The following is a 26185-nucleotide window of genomic DNA, read 5'->3' as shown; positions in this document are numbered from 1 at the left end:
CAAGCGGACCGCGCTACGACAGGCGGCATGACCGCACCCATCGCATCGCACCGCCGCCGTTCCCGCTGGATCATGATCCCGATCAAGATCCTGTTCGGCTTCATCGCCCTGTCGCTGCTGATGGTGGCGATTTACCGCTTCGTGCCGCCGCCGGTGACGCTGACGATGCTGTTCGATCCCAATGGTATCACGAAGGACTGGACGTCGCTGGACGATATAGACCCGGACATGGCGCGGGCGGCGATTGCGGGGGAAGATGGGAAGTTCTGTAGCCATCACGGCTTCGACGTGGACGCGATCGCCAAGGCGGCGATCCATAATGCCAGCGGCGGCCGCATCCGCGGCGGATCGACCATCAGCCAGCAGACCGCCAAGAATGTGTTCCTGTGGCAGGGCGGCGGCTTCGTGCGCAAGGGGCTGGAGGCCTGGTTCACCGTGCTGATCGAGGCGATGTGGGGCAAGCAGCGGATCATGGAAGTCTATCTGAACGTCGCGGAGACGGGGATCGGCACCTATGGGGTGCAGGCCGGCGCGATCCGCTATTTCCACCATGGCGCGAGCAGGTTGAGCAAGGCGGAGGCCGGGCGCATCGCCGCGGTGCTACCGCTGCCCAAGAAGCGCGCGGCGGTGGCGCCCAGCGGCTTTACCCGCCGCTATGGCAATACGATCGCGGCGCGGATCGGCGTGGTGCAGCGGGATGGGTTGGATAGTTGTTTGCGGTGAAAAATCTCGAACTTCTTGCGTGTGACGTGCGAAAGTTGGCGCTAGGTGCCGATGTCCAATTTGTCTCCAACAAAAAAAGGGCGCGGATTGCTCCGCGCCCTTTCTATTTTGGCTGTTCTGGAAGGATCAGAAGCTGACGTGCACCGAACCCGAAACCGCGCGGGGCGAACCCAGCTGGATGAAGCCGGGGTTGCCATAAACACCAGTCGTGTAGTTGACCGTCTGGTTCAGACCGCCGCCGAAACCGCCAACATAGAATTTGTCGAACAGGTTGCTGACATTGAGCTGTACCCAGACGCCTTCAGCACCGAACTTCTCCAGCGAGAAGCGCGCGTCGAGATCGACCAGCGTGTAGGCAGGAGCCGCCGCGCCGTAAATCTGGACCGGGGCCAATGCGCCAACTGCGTTGCGGAAGGTCGGCAAGTTGTTGTCGTAGACATAGCGCTTGCCGGTCCGCTTGGCCTGAACGCCGATGGTGACGCCTTCGATATTCAGTTCGCCACGCGTGCCGAGCATGTAGACAGGCGCGCCGCTTTCACGCTTGCCGGCGGTCGGGGCGAACACGGTCGTGCCGTTGGGCAGAGCGCCGATGGCGATATCGTCCTGAATCTCCGACTTCAGGTAGGAACCGAAGACGTAGATGTTGAAGAAGTCGACAGGCTGGTAGGATATGCTGCCATCAAAGCCGTATTTCTTCACATCGCCCAGGTTACGATAGACGCTGACGTTGAGTTCAGGATCGAACGACGAGGCCAGGCGGTTCTTGTAAGCGGTATACCAGAAGGTGCCCTGAGCCTGGAACTTGCCTGTCGTATAACGGCCACCAAGGTCGAAGCTGTCGCTGGTTTCCGGTTCAGGCACCGAACCTTCAACGCCCTCCGCGAAGAAGAAGCTGTTGTAAAGCGGATCGGTGCCAGGCACCTGAAGCCCCTTGGAATAGTTCCAAAAAACGCTCGCTTCAGGGGTGACCTTGTAGCTCAGGCCGACACTCGGCAGGATCTTGTCATATTTGAAAGTGCGCTTCTGCGGAACGGCCCATGTCGGGTTCAGGGTCGACACGTTGGCCGGGATGGTGGCACCGGTGCCAAAGCATTCGACGAAGCCACCAGCACTGCTGGTGAAGCAGTTGTTGGTCAGTTCGCGTTTGAAGAACGGCGCGCGGATACCGGCCTGAACAGTCAGGGCGCTGTCAAAGAACTTGCCGACATATTCGCCCGAAACCTGGTTCAAGATGGCGTAGGACAGGCGGTCACGCTTTTGCAGGACGGTGCCGTTGGCAGCAAGCTGCGGTGCATCTACGGGAAACACATCGACGGTCTGGCCGGAAGGGCTGAGCAAGCCGACTTCGCCGGTTTGGCGGTGACGGCCATGGTCGAAGGTGTAGGCGATGCGAATGCGGTTGTTGTCATCGATGTCGTACCGCAGCGAACTGATCACTGCGAAGCGATCGGTCGTGGTCTGGCTGGGCGACAGGACGTTGACGATATCAAGCAGATCGCCATCGCCATTGAGGTCGCGGCCGAAGTAGGCGGCACCGCCGAAGAAACCGGGGGTACAGGATACTGCTGCGCCATTGGCAGCTGTAGCACAGTTGGCAGCACCGCCCGTGGGGTTGATATCGCGCGCCGCTTCATTGCCGGCCACCGTGCCGCCGCCGTTTGCCTTCACATATTGATAAGACGGATCGATCGTCAGGGTCAGCTTGTCGTTGAGCGAGAATTTCGAGTTGATGCGGATGTTGCCGGTGTTCGACGGGTTGAAGCGATAATCAAACAGCGTGCCGCACGTACCGGCCGCCTGAGCGGTGCCACCTACACCGACCGGTCGTGTGCAAGGCGCGATGTTGTAGAAGCGCTCGTCTTTGTTGATCGGGTATCGGTTGCCGGCCGCCGATCCCACAACGCGACCCTGGTCGGTATCGACTCGAAGCGGCAACGAACCGAAGAAGTTGCTGCGGTTGGCGTTCCAGTGGCCTGCGATCGATATGAAATCGCCGTTGCTGCCGATCGGCTGATAGATTTTTCCGTTATACTGCTGCTTATCGATCGCACCGAAATTATTATAGACGTTGTCGTTTCGCGTGGTGCTGGCCGAGAACCAGGCCTTCGTGCCCCAGGGCGTGAATACGCCGGTTTCGACCAAGCCGAACAGACGGAAGAAATTATATTCGCCGCCAGCGCCCGCCATCGTCACCTTGAAATCGTCCGACCCTTCGATCGAGCGATAGTTTACCGTGCCACCCGACGCCGCCGCGGTGGGGCTGTCAACGTCGGTCGAACCCAGGTTAACATTGACTTCCGAAATCAGTTCGGGATCGAGTTGCTGGTTGGAATAGATGGCGTAGTTGCCGGTGTCGTTGAGCGGCATGCCGTCGAACGTGAGCGAAACGCGATCGGGACCGAAGCCGCGAATGTTGAGCTGACCACCCGACGAACCGTATGGATCGTTGTTTTGAAACGACACGCCAGGAATGAGGTTGATCGCGTTCAGGATGGTGTTGCCCGAACCCTGCTTCGCGATGATTTCCTGGGTCAGGACACCCTTGGCCTTGGTCGTGTCGGGCAAGACGATGCCGCCCATGCCCTGATCGACCTTGCCGCCAGTGACGACGATGGTGTCTTCGAAATCGATCGAACCGGTCGACTGCGCAAACGCTGCAGTGGGGATGGCGACGGCGAGTATCGCGGCGCTGCCCATCAAAAATTGCTTCATATGACCCTTGTCCCTTTTCAAGAGTAGCGCATGGCCGCGCCCCCAAAAACCTGTCTTGCTGTTTCAAGCCAGCACCGCTTTTTGGCGGCTGCTGACGACCGCCCTGTGATGCGTCGATTGCATTTATGTTACAATGCACCCGCAGGACTGTCACAATCCCCCCCTGCCCCGTCGGCTCACGCTTGAGGGCACCCCGCCTCTGTCCGTAAATTATTGAAATTTAATGACAAGATACGGTTCGGACGCAATAGTTTGACGGTGGTGCAATTTTGCAACGCAGCAAGAATTTTTGTGCGGCGCACGCAAGCGTAACGAAAAAGGGCCGGCGATTGCGCGCCGGCCCCTTAAAAATGGGTCAAATGTAGCGGTGGATCAGGCTGCGTCTTCGGCCCGCTTTTCCTTCTCGCTGAACACGCGAATCGGTTCCTTGGTGCCGGCCACGACATCCTTGTCGACCACCACTTCGCCGACGCCCTCCATTGAGGGCAGGTCGAACATGGTGTCGAGCAGGATCGCCTCCATGATGGAACGCAGGCCGCGCGCGCCGGTCTTGCGTTCGATCGCCTTCTTCGCGATAGCGACCAATGCGTCGTCGGTGAAGCTCAGGTCGACATTTTCCATGTCGAACAGCTTGCCATATTGCTTGACCAGCGCGTTCTTGGGTTCGCCCAGAATCTTGACCAAGGCCGAGACGTCCAGATCCTCCAGCGTCGCGATGACGGGCAGACGACCGACAAATTCGGGGATCAGGCCGAATTTGAGCAGATCTTCCGGCTCGCTGGACTTGAGCAGTTCGCCGGTCTTGCGCTCTTCGGGCGCGGCGACATAGGCACCGAACCCGATCGACTTGGCTTCCAGACGGTCACCGATGATCTTTTCCAGGCCCGCGAACGCGCCGCCGCAGATGAACAAAATGTTCGTCGTGTCGACCTGCAAAAACTCCTGCTGCGGATGCTTGCGGCCGCCCTGCGGCGGTACGGAGGCGGTGGTGCCTTCCATCAGCTTGAGCAGCGCCTGCTGCACGCCCTCCCCCGACACGTCGCGGGTGATGGACGGGTTTTCGGCCTTGCGGCTGATCTTGTCGATCTCGTCGATGTAGACGATCCCGCGCTGCGCCTTTTCGACGTTGTAATCCGACGCCTGGAGCAGCTTGAGGATGATGTTCTCCACATCCTCACCAACATAGCCGGCCTCGGTCAGCGTAGTCGCGTCGGCCATGGTGAAAGGCACGTCGAACGTCTTGGCCAGCGTCTGCGCGAGCAACGTCTTGCCGCAGCCGGTCGGGCCGACGAGCAGGATGTTCGACTTGGCCAGTTCGACCTCACCCGGCCTGGAGCCGTGGTTGAGGCGTTTGTAGTGATTGTGGACCGCGACCGAGAGCACGCGCTTGGCGCGCTTCTGGCCAATCACATAATCGTCGAGCACATCGCAGATTTCCTGCGGAGTCGGCACGCCGCCATCCTTCCGCCCGACAAGACCGCCCTTGGTCTCCTCACGGATGATGTCGTTGCACAATTCCACGCACTCGTCGCAGATGAACACGGTCGGCCCCGCGATCAGCTTACGCACCTCATGCTGGGACTTGCCGCAGAAGGAGCAGTAAAGCGTGCTTTTCGAATCCGAACCGGTAAGCTTAGTCATTCGCCATTCTCTCTTCCCCCCCGGTCTACAGTCACCAGAACCGCGTTCGGTGAGGGATTTTCTGGTCCAAAGGCCATATTAGACCGGGGCGCGCTGGTTCCACAAGGGAAGAAAGTGGCGCGACCCGGTAAAGATAGTCTTTAAGCGTCGGCAGATTCCGGCGCGGCGGGGCGGCGATCGAACACAGCGTCGACCAGACCGAAGGCCTTGGCCTCATCCGCTTCGAGGAAAGTGTCGCGATCCATCGCCTTTTCGACCGCCTCCAGGCTCTTCCCGGTATATTTGACATAGAGATCGTTCAGGCGACGGCGAATCCGCAGGATTTCCTTTGCCTGTATCTCGATATCCGACGCCATGCCCTGCGCGCCGCCGGACGGCTGATGCACCATGATGCGCGCATTGCCGAGTGCGATGCGCTTGCCCGGTTCGCCGGCGGCCAGCAGGAAGCTGCCCATCGATGCGGCCTGGCCGATGCAGACGGTGCCGACCTGGGGCCGGATATATTGCATCGTGTCATGGATCGCCATGCCCGCCGTAACGACGCCGCCGGGCGAGTTGATATACATCCAGATGTCCTTTTTCGGATTTTCCGATTCGAGGAACAGGAGCTGGGCGACGATCAGCGAGGCCATATGATCCTCGACCTGGCCGGTGACGAAGATGATCCGTTCCCGCAGAAGCCGCGAAAAAATGTCAAAGCTGCGTTCGCCGCGGTTCGACTGTTCGATGACGATGGGGACCAGCGCGGCCATGGGATCATGCATGATGTTGGTCATTATACTCTTTCAGTCAGGTGCTTTTGCCCAACCCCTACATCGGCACAAAAGGCGAATGGTTCAAGGGGGAAGGCGCTTGGCGTGCGGCTTCAGTCGCGACGGGCGAAGTCGGACGGCGCGCGGAAGGCGAGATAGGCGAGGCGTCGCACCTCCCGCCGGCCGCGGACCACTGTGTCGAGGATGAGGCCGCACATCACCGACAGGGTCGCCAGGATCATCAGGCCGGTCACCAGGATCGCGGTCGGGAACCGCGGGACGAGGCCAGTGTCGAGATAGGTGACGATCAGCGGCGCGGCAAGGCCGAGGCCCAGCGCCGCCAGGAAGGCCGCGATGATGCCGAAGAAGAGGACCGGCCGCTCGATGCGGTAAAGGGTGATGATGGTGCGCAGGATACGGAACCCGTCGCGATAGGTGCTGAGCTTGCTGACCGATCCTTCTGGACGGGCACCATAGGCGGTCATCACTTCGGCGACCGGCATGGCGAGTTCGAGCGCGTGGACGCTGATCTCCGTCTCGATCTCGAAACCAGCCGACAGGACCGGGAAGCTCTTCACGAAACGGCGGGAGAAGACGCGGTAACCCGACAGGATGTCGGTGAAGCTGCGGCCGAACAGTTGCTTCAGGAGGCTGGTAAGCGCCCAGTTGCCGAAGCGATGCCCGCGGCGGTAGGCGGCGTCCGCCTCTTCGCGGCGGCAACCGACCACCATGTCGAGATTATCCTCCAGCATGGCGGCAATCATCGCCGGGGCGGCGGCCGCCTCATAGGTCGCGTCGCCATCGGCCATGATATAGATGTCCGCATCGACATCGGCGAACATGCGGCGGACGACATGGCCCTTGCCCTGCTGGCCGACGCGGCGGACGATCGCCCCTGCCCGAGCCGCAAGGTCGCGGCTACCGTCGCTACTATTATTGTCGAAGACGTAGATATCGGCGGCGGGCAATATGCGGCGGAAATCCTCCACCGTCTGCACGATCGCGCCGGCTTCATTATAGCAGGGCAGGATCACAGCGACACGCGGAGTCGCCATGGCCGTTTCGCTATTCACAGCGACATTCACTGGCGGATATTCCTTCATCGTCGCGACTTGCCCCGTTCCACCCTGGCTGCCCTATGCCGCCTGCATCGGACATCATCCTTAATATTTCATCTGCCATGCCGGCCCCGAAATGAAAAGCGCCCGCACTTCACAGGGAAGGCGGGCGCTCATTCTATCGGATCGACAGGCTTATTCGGCCTTGGCGGCGGCCTTCTTGGGAGCAGCCTTTTTCTTGGGCTTCTCTTCAGCGGTCGCTTCGTCGGCGACGGCTTCGTCCTTCTTGGCGGCGGCCTTCTTGGGCGCGGCCTTCTTGGGTGCTTCCTCGGCGGCCGGCGCTTCGTCGGCGGCTGAGGCTTCGGCGTCAGCCTCTACCTTCTTGGCAGCCTTCTTGGCCTTGGGCTTTTCGTCATGATGGTCGTGACCGCAGTCCGGGCCATGGACGTGAGGCTTGATGTCACCGTCCTCGGCTTCGATAGCCGCTTCCAGCTCTTCCTTGGTCACTGCGCGGTCGGTGACTTCTGCCTTGTCGAACAGGAAGTCGACGACCTTGTCCTCATAAAGAGGCGCGCGCAGCTGGGCTGCGGCCATCGGGTCCTGGCGGACATATTGCACGAAGCGCTCACGGTCCTGCGGACCATATTGCTGCGCGGCCTGCATGATCAGGCGGTTCATTTCCTGGTCGTTGACGATAACGCCATTGGCCTGACCGATTTCCGAGAGGAGCAGGCCCAGGCGGACGCGGCGCACGGCGATCGCGCGATAGTCTTCCTTTTCAGCTTCCATTTCGGCGATCGCGGCGGCCGGATCTTCCTCATGGGTCGCTTCATGCTGAAGCTGCTGCCAGATCTGCTCGAACTCGGCTTCCACCATGCTCGGCGGCACGTCGAAATCATGGGCAGCGGCCAGCTGATCGAGCAGCTTGCGCTTCATGTGCGTGCGGGTGAGGCCGTTATGTTCCTGCTCGATCTGCCCCTTGAGCAGCTCCTTGAGCTTGTCGAGACCTTCCAGGCCCAGCGACTTGGCAAATTCTTCGTCAACCTTCGGCTTGTCGCCGTTCAGGATAGACTGAACGGTGATGTCGAAGGTCGCGGCCTTGCCGGCCAGATGCTCGGCGCCATAATCCTCCGGGAAGGTGACCTCGATGGTCTTCTCCTCACCCTTCTTGACGCCGGTCAGCTGCTCTTCGAAGCCAGGGATGAACTGGCCCGCGCCGATCTTGAGATTGATGCCCTCGGCCGAACCGCCTTCGAAAGGTTCGCCGTCGACCTTGCCGACGAAATCGATCTTCAGCGTGTCGCCTTCCCCGGCGGCATGATCCGCGTCATGTTCTTCCAGCGCGCCCTGCTGCGTCGCGATGCGGCCGGCGGCCTCATCGACCTGTGCGTCGGCGACTTCGACGGTCAGGCGCTCCAGCTTCAGACCTTCGACGTTGGGCGCGGCGATGTCGGGCAGCACTTCGAGCGCAACCTTGATTTCGGCATCCTTGCCAAATTCGAAGCCTTCATCGAGTTCCACCGACGGTTGCATGGCAGGACGCAGCTTCTGATCGGCGATCAGCTTCTGGATGCTTTCCTGAATCGAATTGTTGAGGGCGTCACGCTGCAGCGATTCACCGTGCATCTTTTTGACGAGGTTCGCAGGCACCTTGCCGACGCGGAAGCCAGGCATGCGCACTTGCGGTGCCATCGCCTTCACTTCCTTGTCGACACGGGCGTCGATATCCTTCGACGTGATGGTTACGGTGTAGGCGCGCTTAAGGCCCTCGTTCAACGTCTCGACAGTCTGCATCTCTTCTCTCAAACGCTTTCTTCAGCTGAATTTCGGTGGCGCTGCCGCGGTCGGCATACTGGTGCGGGCGAAGGGACTCGAACCCCCACATCTTGCGATACCAGAACCTAAATCTGGCGCGTCTACCAGTTTCGCCACGCCCGCATCGGTCGCCGGTCGGCGCGGCATAGAGAAAAGCGCGATAAGAGGCAAGGGATAGTGGAGCGCCTGTGCGGAACCGCCCATGCCGCCCGAACGTAGAGGTCATACGTTACATAGGAGAGACAGCGATGGCCAGCCGCCCTGACACCGGACCCGATGGGGTTCCCCCGCCCGATACCATTCAGCCGCAATCGCCCGACGAGATGCCCGCACCCAACACCCCCGATGAGACGCCTATGACCGAGCCGGACGAAATCACGCCGGTCGGCCCTGATTATGACCAACCCGACAGCGCGCCGGTAGAGCTTCCCCCGCCACCTGATTAAGCGTGGCGATTGGGGTGCACGATTGAGGCCGCGGGCAGCCCGTACGAAACAACTGTGCGATTGCCGCCACATATCCACAATATTTTTACGATAGCTGGAACTTTTTTGGTCGATCGCCTCGATTATGACCATCCCGCGTCTGGACAGGCCCCTGCATCCATGATTGAAATATGACATAGAAAAGAAAAGCGGAGAGGCCCGGCTGAAATAACAGGGGGTCGTCGTGCAACGGGTTCGCGCTAAACTGGAATGGTTCAAGACGGTGATCCTGCCGCAGGAAGCCGCGCTTCGCGGTCGCTTGCGCCGGATATTGCCATCCACCCATGAACTGGAGGATATGGTCGCAGAGGTCATGACCCGCGCCTATGCCACGGAAAATTGGGAGAATGTGACGACGGGCCGCGCCTATCTGTTCACCATTGCCCGCAACCTCGTCATCGACACCGCTCGTCGTAACAAGGTGGTCAGCTTCGAAACCATCGCCGATCTGGAACTGCTAGGCGGCGAGAATAATATCGAAGCCCAGTTGCATGCCCGCGAAGCGCTGCGCCAGGTCGAGGCAATCGTCGAGTCGTTGCCCACCCAATGCCGCCGCGTCTTCATTCTTCGCCGCATTCACGAAAAATCGATGCTGGAAATAGCGGAGGAGATGTCCCTGTCCGTTTCTACTGTTGAAAAACATCTGGCCAAAGCCATCGCGATAGTTATGCGGGCCTGGGCGGAACGGGAAGAAACGGACTTCGAGCGTGCAGGCGTCGGAACCAAGTTCAAGCTGCGGGAACAGGGACGCGATCGAAGCGGAAGCCGCGCGCCTGCTGGCCAGGCTTAACAGCGCCCCCACATCTGAAGACGAATCCGAGATATGCGCCTGGGTCGAAAGCGACCCTCGCCATGGCTTAGCCTTCGCCCGCGCCGAAGCCGCGTGGGAAGCGGCCGAGCGGCTGAAAAGCGCCGCCGCCGACATCAGCCTGCCCCCGCTTGCCGAAATCGTCAGCGAAGAGCAGCAGCGCCGCCTGTCGCGCAACATCATGATCGCCGCCGCCGTCGCGGTTCTCTTCTTCCTGGTAGCCGCGATCGTCACGGTGCGGACCTTCAGCGGGATCGACCGCTACCAGACCGGCATCGGTGAATATCGTGACATCGCGCTGGACGACGGGTCCATCCTGCACCTCAACAGCGACAGCGAAGCCGAGGTGCGCTTCACGTCGAACGGTCGCAAAGTCCGCATCGTCAAGGGTGAGGCATCCTTCGACGTCGCCCACGACAGCAAGCGCCCGTTCGATGTCGAGGCCCGGTCCGCCATGATCCGCGCGGTCGGCACCGCCTTCAACGTGCGAATGCGCCCGTCCATCGTCGAACTGACGGTGACGCAGGGGACGGTCACCGTCCATTCGGGCGGCGGGGCGGCGCAAAAGGTCGCGGCCGGCAGCGGCGCGGTGATCCAGCCGCGCAATGTTGCGCTGACCAGACTTGCTCCCAAGCTGATCGACCAGCGCACAGCCTGGCGCGAACAGATGGTTGAACTGGACGGTGAGACGGTCGAGCAGGCAGCGGGCGAGTTTAACCGCTACCGCGCCGCGCCCATCCTGATCGGCGATACCCGCGTGTCGTCGTTGCGGATCGGCGGACGCTTCCGCACCAGCGATAGCCGGGAATTTTTGTCGGCATTGCAACTGAGCCTGCCTATCCGCGCTGTCCATGGCGAAGACGGATCGGTGATGCTGCTCTACCGCGACGAAGACCCGGTGCCAGGGGACAATAGCGCGACCCTCTAAACCTTACATGGCGTTGTCGGCGACGTTCAGGGCATCCTCGAAGCTTTCAGGGAGTGGCGGTTGGACCGGGCGGTCGCAGCCTTCTTCCTTCATATGGGCGCGCAGCGCGTCCATCCGGCCGAGGTTCCAGCGCGCCAGCGGCACGCCCAAGGGCCGAAATTCGGCGCGGTCGAACAGTTGGACGACATAGGATTCGCACAGCGCATCGACCTGCTCCAGCGTGAGCATGCCCAGATTCATCACCATCGGCTTGCCCGGCACGCCATTGCGGCCCCGCACCAGGTCGGTGACATAGAGGCCGCCACGCGGATCGACCAGCACGACATCGGCCTCGCTCGAATCGATCAGCCGATGGCTGGCGGCATAGGGTTCGACGAAGACATGGGTGCGCCACACCAGGAAACTGCTGGCAATGCCGGTGATGACCAGGCCGATCAACAGCGGCCTCAACGCGCCCTGGGGTCGGGAGCGCGCCCAGCCAAGGCCAGCGAGCAGGCAGAAGGGGCCGATAAAGCCATGGGCGTAGCGGAAGCCCCAGCCATAGCCCTGCGCGAGCGCCAGCAGACTGCCCGCGAGACAGCCCAGCGCCAGCGGCAGGGCGATTTCCTGGCCGCGGATCATGGTACGCCAGCGCATCGCGGCAATGCCGAGCATCGCCAGCGGAACCATCAATATATTGTTCCAGGCGACGTAGCGGGTAAGGTTGACGAGGGGCTGCCAGCGATCGCCGAGCCGCTGGAACAGGCTGCCGACCTTGTCGGCGACACCGGCGGAGGGGCGAACGTCGGCGGGCGCGCCCAGCGCGTGCAACAGGAAGCCGGGCCACACCTTCGCCCAGATGATGACGATCGCCACCAATGTCAGCGCGTGGAAGGCCGCGACGGTCCAGCGGCGGGCGAGCAGCATCCACAGGATGAAGGGCGCGATGAAGATCGGCGGGAAATGCCATTGATGCAGCCCGGCGGCGATCAGAGCGACAAGGCCTGCGGCGACATGGCCGACCACCCCGCCGCGCAGCACCAGAGCCAGCCAGACCATGTTGAGCGCGAAATGGCCGGTCATGGCATAGGGGGTCATCGCCGTGACCCACAGCTGGCTGGACGAGAACCCCAGAAGCACCGTGACCCACACCGCGTCGGGACGATCAGGCATCAGGTGCAGCGCCACCCGCCACAGCGCGAACAGGCCCGCCATCAGCAGCGCCGGGCCAGCCAGGTTGGGATCGCCCAATTGCCAGAATAGCGCCTGGATCGCGCTGTTCACTGGCAGATAGGCGGCCGTCCAATAATCCGCCGCGCCGAAGGGGGAGAAAAATTCCGGCATGATCGCCCGGCGATAGGGTTCCCATTCGATCGGGATGGGGCGCGCGAACAGCCCTTCACGCATATAGGCGGCGGCGAAGCGGGCGACTTCTTCGTCCCGGCTGATCGCATAATCCTGAAACAGCGCATAATGACCGGCCCAGGCGGCCATGCCCAGAAGCACGATCAGCGGCACGACGATCCGGGCGGTCGGCCGGGGCAGCGCGATCCCCTTCCCCTCCGCCCAAGGTCCGGCCAAGGCCAGCAACAGCAGAGATCCGCACAGGGCGGGGAAGTCCTGATCGAGCAGCAGGATCACGGCCAGGCTGACGCCTTGGCGATAGGTGACGTGCCACAGGAAGGTCGCGCCCAGCCACAGCGCCAGCCCGATCGCGCCCGCCAGAAACAGGCGGCGGGCGCTGACGATGCTGCTCCCCTGCCCCATGGTCAGGCCTGAACCAAAGTCCGGTTGACGAAAATGCCGTCCATTTCGACCAGTTGCGGGAAATGGCCCTTATTATTGGCAAAGAAGGCGGAGGGGACGAAGCCGCGCGCCTCCAGCCAGTCGATCATCGCGCGATAGCCCGTGCCGCCTTCATAAATGGGGCGCACGCCCAGTTCGGTCTGGACGCCCAGCATGGTGGTCAGGACATCGCCCGCGCCTTCGCAGACGGACAGGTCATGGCCCTGCGTATCCATTTTCAGGAAGGGGCGCGCAAAGCCATGCTGCGCCGTCAATTCGGGCAGCAGCGTGTCGAGGCGGCGGCATTGCATCTCCACCGTCTTCGTCACCTTGTTGCGGTCGGCGAAGATCGCGTCCTGCGCGTCCGAGGGCTTTTTGAGCGAACTGAACTGGTCGGCGGCCATGATGTTGAAGCTGGCGGTGCCGTCGAAGTCCGACAGCGCCATGTTGAAGACATGCCAGTGGCGGTCGGACGCCACCTGTTTTTGCAATTCGGCAAAGACGTCCGGGTTGGGTTCGAAGGAGAGGATCAGCCCCTTATAGCCCGCATCCCTGCGCGCCGTCGTGGCATATTGGCCGCGGTTGGCGCCCACGTCGAAGAGGCAATCGACCGCGAAGGCCGACAGGAAACGCTTCAAGGCCTGAATTTCGGGATATTGATGGACCCGCCCGGCCGCAGCAAGGCGCAGGGCCAGGGCGCGATCGCCCAGTTCGCGCAGATAGCGGTTCATGCGCGACCGGCCAGCACGGTTTCATAGATGCCGATCGTCGTCGTCGCCATATCCTTCCAGCTTCCCATCTCATTCCCGTAATCGCGCGCGCGTGCGCCATGGCCTTGCCTGATGGCCGCGCTTTCGATCAGCGGCAAGAGGGCTTGGGCCAATGCAGGCGCATTTCCTGCGCGGGCGCGGACGGCGACATCGTCGGGCAACTGGCCGAACATGCCCGCGTCCGACGTTACCATCGCCTTGCCGTGGTGGAGCGCGGAGAGGAAAGCGCCGCTGGAATCGATATGGCGGTAGGGGAAGACGATCATGTCGGCGCGGACCATATGGGCGTCGAGCCGGGATTCGGTGAGGAAGCCGAAGTCGGTGACGAGGCGGTCGGCGAACCCGGCCTGGGTTACCGCGTCGAGCAAAGGGGCTACGTCCATGAAGGGCTTGCCGGCAAGCACCAGTTCGAACATGTGCCCGGCGCGCCAGAGTTCGAGGCAGGCGTCGATCAGGATATCGACGCCCTTATAGGGACGGATCGTGCCGAAGAAGAGCAGGCGCGGGACCGTGGGCGCGGGGATGGCGGCGAGGTCGGCCGGGGTTGCGGGGGCGAGGCGCATCGGCGGGTGCGGGGTGACATGGATGCGCGTGGGGTCGATCCCCTGCCCGACCAGCGCGGCGCGGGTGGTGGCGCCATGCACGATCAGGGCGTCGAACAGATCGAGCAGCGCGCGATAGCCGCGGCCCTGCACGCCGGCATCGGCATGATAAGCATCGGCATTATGGACGGTGTGGACCAGCGCGGTGCGGCCTTTGAACCGTTTGAGCATCAGGGCGTCGGCGGGAGCCAGCGGGAGCCACTGGGCGTGGACGATGGCGGCGTCGGTGAGCGGGCCGATCTCGCCCAGCGCGCAGGCGAGGCCATATTCCGCCGCTTTGGCGATACGGAAGGCGAGGCCTTCACCCAGGCGGGCGCGCAGGGCTTCGCTGCGGCGGAAGAAGTGGGGCTTGTAGGCGTAGTCCTTCGGCATGATCGCATCGGTGGGGCGCATGGGGCGGCCGAGCAGGGTGACGTCTGCGCCCTCCCCCGCCAGCGCCGCACACAGGCTGTCATCATAGCGCCCGGTAAAGAGCGAGGGATCGAGCATCGCGACCTTCATGCCCGCGCCAGCCTGCGCAGCGAGACGAGATGCACCCCGGCGACGATCAGCAAGGTGAGCGCGTAGAAGCCGAGGAAGGCGAGATCGAAGCGGCCGGGCCAGAGCAGCAAGGCGAGCGGCGCGCTGGCCAGCGACCCGGCGAGGAAAGGGAGCGAGCGGGCGAGCAGTTCGCCAAAGCGGCCAAGCGCCGCCTGCACGTAGACGGAAACGCACAATATCGTCAGCGCGAAGAGCGCCAGGATCATGAGGATGATATCCGCCCGGTTGATCGTGGCGCGGCCGTCGAACAGGATCGCAAACAGGCGGTTGCCCGCCAGCAGCAGAAGGGCGGACAGGCCGACCGCGAAGATCATCGCCGCGCCGAGCGCGCGGCCCAGCAACTGGCGCAGACGGACGCGGTCGCCGGCATGATAGGCGCGGGTGATGCGCGGCAGGGCGGCCTCCACCGTGGCGCGGACCAACATGGACAGCGAACGAGACATCTTGAAGAAGAAATCGAAAACCAGCATCGGCCGGGGATCGCTGGTCGCCAGCGCGATGGTGAAATAGGGCGCGTTGTAGGCGATAATGTCGGAGACGGTGAAGGCCGCCGAGGCACCGATGTCGCGCAGATAATGGGCGCGGACATGACCGCCGCCGACGCGGAAAGCGAGCCAGTGGCTGCGCTTCATGGCGAGGCGACGGTGGACGTGGCCGATCGCGTAGCCGATCACGACGACGCTGACGATGAGTTGCAGCGCCACCGACAGGCGGGGGTCCATGCCCGCCAGCATCGCCAGCAACAGCCCGATCGTCACCACGCGCCGCGCGCAATCCAGCCCTTCCCACAGGAAATTGCCATCCACCGCCGCCAGCGCGCGCTTGGCAAGCAAGGCCGGGAGGTTGAGGCAGGCGGAGAGGAAGAAGAGTAGGAAGAGCAATGGCAGGCCGGTGGAGAGCCATCCCGCCGCTAATGCCACAAGCAGGATCAGGCTCGCCCCCATAACAAGCAGGCCAAGGAAGAGGAAGAGGACGCCCATTTCCTCCAGCCGGAAGCCGCCATCATCGTCGTCCACGCCGTTGCTGAGCCAATGGCGGCGCAACCGGGCGTAGATAATGCTGGTAAGACCAAATTCCGCCGAGATAGTGAAATTGCCGAAGGCAACCAGCAACAGGAACGCCTGAAACTCGGCGATCGGCAGGACGCGCACGAAGACGAAGGTGACGGCGAAGCCCCAGATCAGCACCAGTCCGACATTGGCGAGCTTCACCAGAGCCAGGAAGCGGGCTGACCCTTCCAGCCGCGCGAGGCGGCTCACCGTGCAGGCTCTCCGCCCGGCTTGCAGGCGCGGAACAGACGGTCGCCGAGGCCATGGAAATGGCGCGTGTCGGTGTCGATCACCGCAGCGTCGATTTCTTCCAGATCGAAGCCGGCGGCGCGGATGCGATCGGCGAAATCGGGGCCGTACTGGCGGACATGATCCCATTGACCAAAGCGCCGCTCGCGTTCGCGCGGAGGCATGGCGAAGCTGCCATCCTCAGTCGGCTTGTCCCATAATGGCACGATCAGCCAGGCTTCGCCGCCGGGCTTCAACGCCCGATGGATGTTGCGCAGCACGGTCCTATCGTCGGGCACATGCTCCATTACATGGCTGGCGTAGAACAGGTCGTAGCGATCGGTGTCGGAGAGGTCCATCAGGTCAATGCTGCGCATGTTGGCGACGGCGTAGCGCGACGGGTCTAGATCGGCGGGGGTGTAGTCAGCGGCAGCGGAGAAGCGGCGCACCAGACTGGCTTCATTGGGGGCAAGGTGCAGGATCGCGCCGTCCGACGGCACCTTGAGCGTGCCTTGCTGGATCAGCCAGTTCATCAGCCGCTCGCGCGGCGATGCCCCGCATGCGGGGCAGCCCCATTCTGCGTTATCGCCATAGCGGAAGAAGCCGACCACGGCAGAACCGCAGGCGGGGCAACTGCGCGTCGCGCGCGCCCCCAGGGCCTTGCGCAGCGTCAGCGCCGTTTTCGTCAGATGCTTGCCGGCGGCCTTGGCCACCCGCTGGACAGTAATCACCTATCGCTCCGCGCACTTATGGGGAAAGGCCGCGCTATACTATAAGCGGCGGGCAATGCGAGGGGGTTTCGGAGGTTCGCCCGATCATGCCAGCAGGTCGCGCACCAGATCCGGCACCAGCGCACTGGCCGGCCCCAGTCGGGTTTCATGAAAATAGATACTGCCGGCCGAAGGATCGAGATTGAGTTCCAGCGTGCGCGCGCCGACATGGCGGGCGGTCTGGACGAAACCCGCCGCCGGATAGACCGCGCCCGACGTGCCGATCGACACGAACAGGTCGGCGTCACGCACGGCTGCGTCAATCCGGTCCATTTCATAGGGCATTTCACCGAAGAAGACGATGTCGGGGCGCAGGGCGGGCTGGTGGCACCCCTCGCAGGGGGCGCCGGGCGGCAAGGGTTCGGCCCAAGGGGTCGCCTTGCCACAGGCCGCACAGAGCGCCGATTTAAGTTCGCCATGCATGTGGATGAGGCGCCTGGCCCCTGCCCGCTCGTGCAGGTCATCGACATTCTGGGTGACGATCAGCAGGTCGCCCGGCCATTGCGCATCGAGCACGGCCAGCGCCTGATGCGCAGCATTGGGCTGAACCTCCGCCAGCTTCGCGCGGCGCTCGTCATAGAAGCGATGCACCAGCGCTTCGTCGCGGGCCAAGGCTTCTGGGGTGCAGACGTCCTCGACGCGATGCCCTTCCCACAAGCCGTCGGGGCCGCGGAAGGTGGCGAGGCCGCTCTCGGCAGAAATGCCGGCACCGGTGAGGATGACGATGTTGTGGATGTCGCGGTTCATGGCTGAACTTCTAGAGACGTAGCGCGTCCGCGCCAAGGCGGAGGGATGACAAAGTCGCGCTGCTCTGGCATCGGCGGGGCGACCATAGATAATGGAACGGACCAGCATGACGACGATCGGCATTTTCGGGGCGGCGGGGCGGATGGGCCGGGCGATTGCGCAGGCGGCGGCGGATGCTGGCCTGGGCATTGCCGGCGGTACCGATCGCGATTCCGTAGGCGAGATCGCGCCGGGCATCGCCATGACCGCCGATCCGCTGGCGCTGGCGCAAGCGAGCGAGGTGCTGATCGATTTTTCGGTGCCGGGCGCGCTGGGTGCGCATCTGGATGCCTGCATCGCGGCGCGCAAGCCGGTGCTGATCGGCACGACCGGGCTGGAGGCCGTACATCATGCCCTGATCGACAAGGCGGCCGTACATATTCCGGTGTTGCAGACGGGCAATACGTCGCTGGGCGTCAACCTGCTCGCCGCGCTGGTCGAGCAGGCGGCGGCGGGCCTGGGCGATGACTGGGATATCGAGATCGTCGAGATGCATCATCGGCACAAGGTCGATGCGCCGTCCGGCACGGCGCTGCTGCTGGGCGAGGCGGCGGCGCGGGGGCGCGGGATCGCGTTGGCGGAGCATAGCGAGCGCGGGCGCGACGGCATTACGGGCGCGCGGGCGCAGGGCGCGATCGGCTTTGCCGCGCTGCGCGGCGGATCGGTGGCGGGGGATCATCAGGTGATCTTCGCGGCCGAGGGCGAGCGGATCGAGATCGGCCATCGCGCGGAAAACCGCAGCATCTTCGCACGCGGCGCGGTGAAGGCGGCGCGCTGGCTGGTGGGGCAACCGGCCGGGCGTTACGACATGAAGGGCGTGTTGGGGCTGTAGATGAAAAAGGCCGATATCTTCGACTTTTTCAGTCGGCTGGCCGAAGCCAATCCTGCGCCGGTGACGGAGCTGGAATATGGCAACCCCTATCAGTTGCTGGTTGCGGTGACGCTGTCGGCGCAGGCGACCGATGTCGGCGTCAACAAGGCGACCCGCGCGCTGTTTCGAGAGGTCCAGACGCCGCAACAGATGGTCGACCTGGGCGAAGAACAGTTGAAGGCGCATATCAAGACGATCGGCCTGTTCAATACCAAGGCGAAGAATGTCATCGGCCTGTCGGAGATATTGGTGCGCGATTTTGGTGGCGAAGTGCCGGAGGATCGCGACACCTTGACCACCCTGCCCGGCGTCGGGCGCAAGACCGCCAATGTCGTGGTCAACACCGCCTTCGGGCAGGAGACGTTCGCGGTCGACACCCATATTTTTCGCGTCGGCAACCGGACGGGCCTTGCGCCGGGCAAGACCGTGCTGGCGGTGGAGCAGAAGCTGGACAAGCATGTGCCAGGGCCGTTTCGCCGCGACGCGCATCACTGGCTGATCCTGCATGGCCGCTATGTATGCAAGGCGCGCAAGCCCGAATGCTGGCGCTGTATCGTCGCCGACCTGTGCCGGTTCAAGCCCAAGACGCCCGCGCCCAAAATAGCGGCTCCCAAGGCTGCCTGAGCGGGCATCCATTCTCTTCCTGTTCAGCCACGGTCCGTTAGGAGCATGACGGAAATACGCGCGTCGTGCCGTCGATTCGGCGTGATATGAGGAGAGAAGCCATGTCCGTTGTTGCCCCTGCCCGGCTTGCGCTGGGCCTGGCGCTTGCCTGCGCCGCCCTGCCCGCCACCGCCAAGGACAAGCCCGACCCCTATGTGGCGAAGGGCGAGCCGATCAACTGCGTCCAGATCCAGTCGATCCGGTCGACCAATGTCCGCGACGACCGCACAATCGATTTCATCATGAATGGCAACAAGGCCTATCGCAACATACTGCCCAACAGTTGCCCCAGCCTGGGCTTCGAAAAGCGGTTCCTCTACAAGACCAGCCTGTCGCAGCTTTGCTCCGTCGACATCATAACCGTGCTGTGGAATGGTGGCCCCGGATTACAGCAGGGTGCCAGTTGCGGCCTGGGCCAATTCCAGCCGATGGAGAAGGTGCCGAAATAAGATCGGTGGGCTTTTATACGCGATTTCCGAGTCATCAGATGATTCCATCTGATTAGAAATCGCTTCAGGGCGATTTTGACGCTGGCGCAGCGCGGTGGACTTTGCTACCCGCCCCTCCTGACCAGCGTCATGCACCCATAGCTCAGCTGGATAGAGCGTTGCCCTCCGAAGGCAAAGGCCACTGGTTCGAATCCAGTTGGGTGCACCAGTTTTTTTAGTCCTTAGGCGTAGGCGCGGGCATCCGCCCGCTTGGCTATCCTCGCATAAGATCGGGCGGCCGTTCGGCCTTACGAACCCTGACGGGTTCGATGTGCGATGCCGCTATCTCATCACCGACATGTTTTGTTCGAAGTCCAGCAGCCAGCGCTTGGTTTCCAAGCCGCCGGCAAAGCCCGTCAGCGCGCCGTTCGCACCGACGACGCGGTGGCAGGGGGCGATGATCGAGATGGGGTTGCGGCCATTGGCGGCACCAACCGCGCGCGATGCGGTGGGGCGGCCGACGGCGCGGGCGATGTCGCCATAGCTGCGCGTTTCGCCAAAGGGAATGTCGAGTAGCGCCGCCCAGATGGTCTGTTGGAAAGGCGTCCCGCGAAAGTCCAGCGGCACGGTGAAGGCCTGAAGCCGGCCCGCGAAATAGTCGGTCAGTTGCGCCGCCACCGTCTCCAGTATCGGATGATCGCTGCGTTCCGCACGCGCGGCCAGCCGGACGCGGGCGGGATCGTCATCCTGCCACAAGATAGCGACGAGGCCGGTGTCGCTCGCCACCAGCGTCAGTGCGCCGACCGGCGAAAGAAAAATGCGATGGGCCAGGGTCATCATCGTCTCCGCTATGCACCCATGTCCATAGCGGAGATCGATCAGCGATGCTTCCCGCCGCTTGCGGCCAAAGCCTATTTCAGGCCGCCGCCCATGGCGCGATAGAGTTCGACCATGTTGCTGGCGCGGGTCAGGCGGGTGGCGAGCAGGCTCTGTTCCGCGCTGTAGAGCGAGCGTTGCGAATCCAGTGTGGTCAGGAAGCTATCGACGCCATAGCGGAAGCGCGCTTCGGACAGCGTGTAGGCGACTCGCGACGCATCGCGCAGCGAGGTTTGCGCCTCCAGCTGCTGGCTCATCGTGCCCCGCCGGGCGAGGGCGTCGGCGACTTCGCGGAACCCTGTTTGCACACTCTTTTCATAGGTGGCCACCATCGCATCATAGATGGCTTTCGCGTAGCGCAGATTGGCCTTGTTCTTGCCAAAGTCGAAGATCGGCAGGCTGGCCGTCGGGGCCACCGACCAGGTTTCGCTGTCCGCGGCGAACAGGCCCGAAAGGCCGGTGCTGACGGTGCCGAGCGCGGCGGTCAGAGAAATGCGCGGGAAGAAGGCCGCCCGCGCTGCACCGATATCCGCATTGGCGCTGCGCAACTGATGTTCCGCCGACGCGATATCGGGACGGCGCAGCAAGATGTCCGAACCCACGCCCGACGGCAGATTATCCAACGTCGCGTCGGAAGGCGGCAGGGCGTCGGGCAGATCCGTCGCCGGGACGGTCGTGCCGGCCAGCAGGTTCAGCGCATTCTGATCCTGTGCCACCAGCGTCGTCGCCTGCGCAATGTCCGACCGTGCGCTGTCATAGCTGGTCTGCGCCTGGCGCACGTCCAGTTCCGACGCAATGCCCTTGGCAAAGCGGGCTTTGTTCAGTTCCAGCGTCTTGCCGAACGCGCTTTCGAGATCGCGGGCGATACGCAGCCTTTCCTGATCGGCCGCCATCGTGAGCCAGGCATTGGCGATTTCGGCGATCAGCGTGACCTGCGCGGCGTTGCGATTTTCGACACTGGCGAAATATTGCTCCTGCGCCGATTTGGTCAGGTTGCGCACTCGCCCGAACAGGTCGATTTCCCAGGCTGAAATGCCGACCTGCGCCTGATAGACGTCCTGCCGCAACCGGTCGCTTTGACCGAACTGGACGAGCGGCTGTGAAGAAAAGGTCGCCGTACCCGTACCCGCCACCGTTGGCAGCAGGTCGGCCCGCTGCACCCGATATTGCGCGCGCGCCTGCTCGACATTCGCGACCGCAAGGCGAAGGTCGCGATTATTGGCGAGCGCGGTTTCGATCACGCGCGCCAGACGAGCATCGGTAAAGAAATCGCGCCAGCCGGTGTCGGCCGTCACAGCCACGCCCTGCCCGTCGCCGGTCGCATAGGCCGGTCCCTGGGGGCTGGTCGCGGGCACCGGCAGTTCGGGCCGCACATATTTGGGCGCCATGTCGCAGGCGGCCAGCGCCAGCGAGAGAGTGACGGCGCCCAGCGCTCTTACATTGCGCATGGTCTTCAAGCCTCCTGCGGGGCGTTGGGGGTTGCCCGATCGCCTTCCGCTTCATGGTTCTTATGTTCCCGGAACAGCCGCTTCACGACGGTAAAGAAGACGGGCACGAAGAAGATCGCCAGCACCGTGGCAGACAACATGCCGCCGACCACGGCCCAGCCGATCGCATTCTGACCGCCAGCGCCCGCGCCTTTCGACAGGGCCAGGGGCAACACGCCGAAGATGAAGGCGAAGCTGGTCATCAGGATCGGCCGCAGGCGCAGCTTGCCCGCTTCCAGCGCCGCCTTTGCCGGCGACATCCCCTCACGCATCTTCTCCTCGGCAAACTCCACGATCAGGATCGCGTTCTTCGCCGACACGCCGATGGTCGTGATGAGGCCGACTTGCAGGTAGATGTCGTTATCCAACCCCGCGAGCCTGGCCGCAATCACCGCGCCGAGCACGCCTAACGGCACCACCAGCATGACCGCGATCGGAACCGACCAGCTTTCATAGAGCGCCGCGAGGCAGAGGAACACGATCAGCATGGAGAGCGCATAGACATAAGGTGCCTGGCCACCGGAGGTGCGTTCCTCATAGGAAATGCCGTTCCAGCTATAGCCGATACCAGCGGGCAGCTTAGCCGCATATTCCTCCATCGCCTGCATCGCCGTACCGCTCGACACGCCGGGACCAGGCGCGCCCTGAATGTTCATTGACGGAACGCCGTTGAACCGTTCCAGACGGGCCGGCCCCTGCACCCATTGCGTCGTGGAGAAGGCCGACAGCGGTGCCATGGCCCCGCTGCTGCCGCGCACATGGAATGCGTTGATGGCGTCGGGCGACGTGCGGAATGGCGCATCAGCCTGAACATAGACCCGCTTCACCCGGTCGCGATCGATGAAGTCATTGACATAGGCGCCGCCCAGATTCGTGCTGATCGTGTCGTTGACGTCGGCCTGGGCGATGCCCAGAGCGCCAGCTGCCGCCTGATCCACGTTCAGCTTCAGTTGCGGCGTATCCTCCAGCCCATTGGGGCGGACCTGCGCCAGACGCTTGTCGCCCATCGCCATGCTGAGCAACTGGTTGCGCGCGGCAAGCAGCTTCTCATGGCCCAGATTGGCCTGGTCGAGCAGTTGGAAGTCGAAGCCCGATGCGTTGCCCAGTTCCTGCACCGCAGGCGGCACGAAGGCGAAAGCCATGCCCGACGAGATTTTCTGAAAAGCCTTGTTGGCGCGCAGGGCAATGGCAGGCACCTGGTTATCGGCACCCTTGCGATCCTTCCAGTCCTTCATGCGGGCAAAGACGATGCCCACATTCTGACCCTGGCCGACAAAACCGAAGCCGGCGATGGTGAAGACCGCCGAGACGTTCTTCTTTTCATCCACCATATAATGGTCGCGCATTCTAGCCAAAGCGCGCTCCGTTTCCTCCAGCGTAGAGCCGGCGGGTAGCGAAACCTGGTTGATGATGATGCCCTGATCCTCATCCGGCAGGAAGCCGCTGGGCAGGCGCAGGAAGATGAAGGCCATGCCGACAACGATGAGAGCATAGGCCAGCATCGTGCGGCCCCAACGCCGCTCCACTTTCTCCACGCCCTGGCCATAACGGACCACGCCCTTGTCGAAGGTGCGGTTGAACCAGTCGAAGAAGCGGCCGAAGATCGAGCCGATCGGCCCGTTCCAGCTATGGCCGTGCGAGGCCGGTTTGAGGATGGTGGCGCATAGCGCCGGGGTGAGGATCAAAGCCACCAGCACCGACAGGATCATCGATGAGACGATCGTGATCGAGAATTGGCGGAAGATGACGCCGGTCGACCCGCCGAAGAAGGCCATCGGCAGGAATACGGCCGATAGCACCAGGCCGATGCCGATCAGCGCGCCGCTGATTTCATCCATCGACTTGCGCGCGGCTTCCTTGGGGCTGAGGCCTTCGTCCTGAATCAGACGTTCGACATTCTCGACGACGACGATCGCGTCATCGACCAGCAGGCCGATCGCCAGCACCATGCCGAACAGGGTCAGCGTGTTGATGGTGAAACCGGCCGCGCTCAGGATCGCCAGCGATCCTAGCAGCACGACTGGCACCGCAATCGTCGGGATAAGCGTCGCACGCCAGTTCTGCAAAAACAGGAACATGACGACGAAGACCAGCAGGACGGCTTCGAACAGGGTGTGGATGACCTGTTCGACCGACAGTTTCACGAAGGTCGAATTGTCGACCGGGAAATCATATTTCACCCAGCTCGGGAAATTCTTCGACAGTTGATCGACGCGGCCCTTGACCGCTTCCACCGTATCGAGCGCGTTCGCGCCCGGTGCCAGCTTGACGCCGAAACCCGATGCCGGATGCCCCTGGAATTTCACCCCAAAGCCGTAATTTTCCGCGCCCAGTTCGACGCGCGCTACATCCGACATCAGCACAACGGAGCCGTCGCTGTTGCTGCGCAGGCGAATGTTGCGGAATTCCTCCGGCGTGCGCAGGCGCGACTGGGCGGTGACGGTGGCGTTGAGCGCCTGACCCTTGGGCGAGGGCGATCCGCCGATCTGCCCCGCTGAAACCTGCGCATTCTGGGCGGTGATCGCGGACTTCACGTCGCCAGTCGTGACGCCCAGATTAGCCATCTTGTAGGGATCGAGCCAGATGCGCATGGCATATTGCGAGCCGAACAACTGCGTATCGCCGACGCCGGTCACACGGCTGATCGGATCTTGCAGATTGGACGCGATAAAGTCGGCGGCGTCCTCCTGGTCGTGGATGCCGTCATCGGCATAAACCGACATGATGAGCAGGAAGCTGGACGTCGATTTGCCGACGCGCAGCCCCTGCTGCTGCACTTCCTGCGGCAGAAGCGGCGTCGCCTGCGACAGTTTATTCTGTACCTGCACCTGCGCGATGTCGGGATCGGTGCCCTGTTCGAAAGTCAGGCTGATGCTCAGATTGCCCGACCCGTCGCTGGTCGAGGAGAAATAGCGCAGATTGTCGATGCCCTTGAGCTGTTGTTCGATAATCTGCGTGGTGGTGCTTTCCAGCGTTTGCGCGTTGGCGCCGGGATAGCTGGTCGCGATGGTGACTGCGGGCGGCGCGATTTCCGGGAACTGCGCGACCGGCAGGGACCGCATGGCGAGCAGGCCGGCAAGCATGATGACGATGGCGATGACCCATGCGAAAATGGGTCGGTCGATAAAATAGCGGGCCATGGCTTAGTTCGCCCCGCCCTGCGCCGGTTGCGCGCCACTTTGCGCACCGGCCTGGGCGGCGGTCACCTGCTGCGGCGCGCCTGGCTTGACGACCGTGCCGGGACGCAGGTTCACCAGCCCTTCGACGATTAGCTTGTCGCCAGGCTTCAGTCCGTTGGTGACGATCCACTTGTCGCCCACGGCGCGGTCCACCTTAACCTGGCGGATTTCGACCTTGTTATCCTCGCCCACCACCATAGCGGTCGCCCGGCCGCGCGCGTCGCGGCTGATGCCCTGCTGCGGTGCCAGGATCGCCTGGGTCCGCTGCCCCTCCACGAGCTTGGCGCGGACATACATGCCGGGCAGTAACAGGCCGTCGGGATTGGGGAAGGTGGCGCGCAAGGTCACCGCGCCCGATGTCGGATCGACGGTGACTTCGGAAAATTGCAGGCGGCCCTCGATCGGATAGACGCTGCCATTGGGCAGCAACAGCTGGATGCGCGCGCCATCGGCCTGGCTGACGCCGCCGCTCTTCATCGCCTGCTTGAGGTCGATGATCTGTGCGGCCGACTGCGAGACATCGACATAGACAGTATCGGTGCGTTGAATCGTCGTGAGCGCATCCGCCTGCCCCGCCTGCACCAAGGCGCCGGGCGTAAAGAGCGAGCGGCTGATCCGGCCGGAAATCGGTGCGCGGATACGGGTGAAATTCTGATTCACTTGCGCCGCCTGAACCGCGCCACGCTGCGCCGCAACATCGGCACGCGCCTGCTGGGCGGTGGCGTCGGCATCGTCATATTCCTGGCGGCTGACGGCGTTGATACCGACCAGATCCTTGTAACGCTGCGCCTGCAACCCGGTCGACCGGATCGCGGCATTGGCGCGGGCGAGCGAGCCCTGCGCCTGGGCCAGCGCGGCGCGATAGGGCGCATCGTCGATTTCGTAAAGAAGCTGACCGGCGCGGACGGTGCCGCCCTCCTGAAACAGCCGGCGACGGATCACGCCGCTGATCTGTGGGCGCACCTCGGCGGTTTCGAATGCGACGATTCGGCCAGGCAATTCATTCACCAATGGCGCGGATTCGACCTTGAGCGTCAGCACGCCGACGGCGGGCGGCGGCGGCGCAGGCGGCGGGCTTTCACCGCACGCGCTCAGCGCCAATGCCGACGCACACGCCAGCAGCCCGATGATTGTCCCCTTTTGCATCGCTTGAATATCCGTTTCGAAATAGGGATCAAAGAGATGGAATGAACATTCATTCCGCTTGCCGCGCAGGTACGATCATGGCTATGGGATTTCAAGAGGCAAAA

The 26185-nt window shown here is 63.0% G+C and carries 22 protein-coding genes and 2 tRNA genes; 8 read left to right on the top strand and 16 right to left on the bottom strand.

Annotated features, from left to right (window positions below; genetic code table 11):
• The first annotated feature begins 27 nt into the window (after positions 1-27).
• The gene (gene mtgA / locus HHL08_RS08500; RefSeq protein ID WP_169572378.1) at positions 28-723 is read left to right on the top strand and encodes a monofunctional biosynthetic peptidoglycan transglycosylase; all 696 of its coding nucleotides are present in this window, start codon (positions 28-30) and stop codon (positions 721-723) included.
• Positions 724-849: 126 nt separating this feature from the next.
• On the opposite strand, the gene HHL08_RS08495 is transcribed toward mtgA, so the two are convergent.
• From HHL08_RS08495 to HHL08_RS08470, 6 genes are all read right to left on the bottom strand, one after another.
• Positions 850-3435 (bottom strand): TonB-dependent receptor, encoded by a 2586-nt coding sequence (locus tag HHL08_RS08495; protein WP_169572376.1) that lies wholly within the window; start codon positions 3433-3435, stop codon positions 850-852.
• Between the two features lie 372 nt (positions 3436-3807).
• Complete coding sequence (gene clpX / locus HHL08_RS08490; RefSeq protein WP_169572375.1) at positions 3808-5076, bottom strand: ATP-dependent Clp protease ATP-binding subunit ClpX; 1269 nt, start codon at positions 5074-5076, stop codon at positions 3808-3810.
• A 140-nt stretch (positions 5077-5216) separates the two neighbouring features.
• Positions 5217-5852 carry an ATP-dependent Clp endopeptidase proteolytic subunit ClpP gene (clpP, locus tag HHL08_RS08485; RefSeq protein WP_169572373.1) on the bottom strand — a complete coding sequence of 212 codons (636 nt, stop codon included), beginning with the start codon at positions 5850-5852 and terminating at the stop codon, positions 5217-5219.
• Between the two features lie 89 nt (positions 5853-5941).
• Positions 5942-6931, bottom strand: coding sequence for a glycosyltransferase family 2 protein (locus HHL08_RS08480; protein ID WP_169572371.1), 990 nt, complete (start codon positions 6929-6931; stop codon positions 5942-5944).
• A 150-nt stretch (positions 6932-7081) separates the two neighbouring features.
• Positions 7082-8680 (bottom strand): trigger factor, encoded by a 1599-nt coding sequence (tig, locus tag HHL08_RS08475; RefSeq protein ID WP_169572369.1) that lies wholly within the window; start codon positions 8678-8680, stop codon positions 7082-7084.
• A 59-nt stretch (positions 8681-8739) separates the two neighbouring features.
• A tRNA-Leu gene (locus HHL08_RS08470) sits at positions 8740-8824 on the bottom strand.
• A gap of 125 nt (positions 8825-8949) precedes the next feature.
• Between HHL08_RS08470 and HHL08_RS08465 the strand changes: the two genes are divergently transcribed.
• The 3 genes from HHL08_RS08465 (at position 8950) to HHL08_RS08455 (ending at position 10922) form a co-directional block, all read left to right on the top strand.
• On the top strand, positions 8950-9147 hold the full coding sequence (locus HHL08_RS08465; RefSeq protein ID WP_169572366.1) for a hypothetical protein: 198 nt from the start codon (positions 8950-8952) through the stop codon (positions 9145-9147).
• Positions 9148-9370: 223 nt separating this feature from the next.
• The gene (locus HHL08_RS08460; protein WP_169572364.1) at positions 9371-9976 is read left to right on the top strand and encodes a sigma-70 family RNA polymerase sigma factor; all 606 of its coding nucleotides are present in this window, start codon (positions 9371-9373) and stop codon (positions 9974-9976) included.
• Positions 9894-10922, top strand: a complete 1029-nt coding sequence (locus tag HHL08_RS08455) for a FecR family protein (RefSeq protein ID WP_169572362.1) — start codon at positions 9894-9896, stop codon at positions 10920-10922. The genes HHL08_RS08460 and HHL08_RS08455 overlap by 83 nt, the downstream gene beginning before the upstream one ends.
• 3 nt (positions 10923-10925) lie before the next feature.
• Here HHL08_RS08455 and HHL08_RS08450 read toward each other — a convergent pair whose 3' ends face one another.
• The 6 genes from HHL08_RS08450 to HHL08_RS08425 all read right to left on the bottom strand — a co-directional run bounded on the left by HHL08_RS08450 (position 10926) and on the right by HHL08_RS08425 (position 17392).
• The gene (locus HHL08_RS08450; RefSeq protein ID WP_169572361.1) at positions 10926-12668 is read right to left on the bottom strand and encodes an MFS transporter; all 1743 of its coding nucleotides are present in this window, start codon (positions 12666-12668) and stop codon (positions 10926-10928) included.
• 2 nt (positions 12669-12670) lie between these two features.
• Positions 12671-13417, bottom strand: a complete 747-nt coding sequence (locus tag HHL08_RS08445; protein ID WP_169572359.1) for an FkbM family methyltransferase — start codon at positions 13415-13417, stop codon at positions 12671-12673.
• Positions 13414-14559 (bottom strand): glycosyltransferase family 4 protein, encoded by a 1146-nt coding sequence (locus HHL08_RS08440; protein ID WP_169572357.1) that lies wholly within the window; start codon positions 14557-14559, stop codon positions 13414-13416. Before HHL08_RS08440 ends, HHL08_RS08445 begins: the two co-directional genes overlap by 4 nt.
• Positions 14556-15857: a hypothetical protein gene (locus HHL08_RS08435; protein ID WP_328804605.1), complete on the bottom strand. Its 1302-nt coding sequence runs from the start codon at positions 15855-15857 to the stop codon at positions 14556-14558. The genes HHL08_RS08440 and HHL08_RS08435 overlap by 4 nt, the downstream gene beginning before the upstream one ends.
• Positions 15854-16606, bottom strand: coding sequence for a class I SAM-dependent methyltransferase (locus HHL08_RS08430; RefSeq protein WP_169572355.1), 753 nt, complete (start codon positions 16604-16606; stop codon positions 15854-15856). Before HHL08_RS08430 ends, HHL08_RS08435 begins: the two co-directional genes overlap by 4 nt.
• Positions 16607-16690: 84 nt before the next feature.
• A complete protein-coding gene (locus tag HHL08_RS08425; protein ID WP_169572353.1) occupies positions 16691-17392 on the bottom strand; it encodes an NAD-dependent deacylase in 702 nt (233 codons plus the stop codon).
• A gap of 106 nt (positions 17393-17498) precedes the next feature.
• On the opposite strand from HHL08_RS08425, the gene dapB reads away from it, so the two are divergent.
• The 4 genes from dapB to HHL08_RS08405 all read left to right on the top strand — a co-directional run bounded on the left by dapB (position 17499) and on the right by HHL08_RS08405 (position 19622).
• Complete coding sequence (gene dapB, locus HHL08_RS08420) at positions 17499-18263, top strand: 4-hydroxy-tetrahydrodipicolinate reductase (protein WP_169572635.1); 765 nt, start codon at positions 17499-17501, stop codon at positions 18261-18263.
• Positions 18264-18926 carry an endonuclease III gene (gene nth, locus HHL08_RS08415; protein ID WP_169572351.1) on the top strand — a complete coding sequence of 221 codons (663 nt, stop codon included), beginning with the start codon at positions 18264-18266 and terminating at the stop codon, positions 18924-18926.
• A gap of 101 nt (positions 18927-19027) precedes the next feature.
• The gene (locus tag HHL08_RS08410; protein WP_169572350.1) at positions 19028-19414 is read left to right on the top strand and encodes a hypothetical protein; all 387 of its coding nucleotides are present in this window, start codon (positions 19028-19030) and stop codon (positions 19412-19414) included.
• 131 nt (positions 19415-19545) lie between these two features.
• Positions 19546-19622 (top strand) — tRNA-Arg (locus HHL08_RS08405).
• 113 nt (positions 19623-19735) lie between these two features.
• Here HHL08_RS08405 and HHL08_RS08400 read toward each other — a convergent pair.
• The 4 genes from HHL08_RS08400 to HHL08_RS08385 form a co-directional block, all read right to left on the bottom strand.
• Positions 19736-20230: a methylated-DNA--[protein]-cysteine S-methyltransferase gene (locus HHL08_RS08400; RefSeq protein ID WP_169572632.1), complete on the bottom strand. Its 495-nt coding sequence runs from the start codon at positions 20228-20230 to the stop codon at positions 19736-19738.
• A gap of 74 nt (positions 20231-20304) precedes the next feature.
• Positions 20305-21717, bottom strand: coding sequence for an efflux transporter outer membrane subunit (locus tag HHL08_RS08395; protein WP_169572348.1), 1413 nt, complete (start codon positions 21715-21717; stop codon positions 20305-20307).
• A 5-nt stretch (positions 21718-21722) separates the two neighbouring features.
• A complete protein-coding gene (locus HHL08_RS08390) occupies positions 21723-24896 on the bottom strand; it encodes an efflux RND transporter permease subunit (RefSeq protein ID WP_169572346.1) in 3174 nt (1057 codons plus the stop codon).
• Positions 24897-24899: 3 nt separating this feature from the next.
• Positions 24900-26081, bottom strand: coding sequence for an efflux RND transporter periplasmic adaptor subunit (locus HHL08_RS08385; protein WP_169572344.1), 1182 nt, complete (start codon positions 26079-26081; stop codon positions 24900-24902).
• Between the last annotated feature and the right edge of the window lie 104 nt (positions 26082-26185).

Source organism: Sphingobium psychrophilum (assembly GCF_012927105.1).
GTDB classification, from domain to species: Bacteria; Pseudomonadota; Alphaproteobacteria; order Sphingomonadales; family Sphingomonadaceae; genus Sphingobium; species Sphingobium psychrophilum.
The sequence above is the reverse complement of the archived record's forward strand: the minus strand, read 5'-3'. Positions and strand labels throughout refer to the sequence as shown.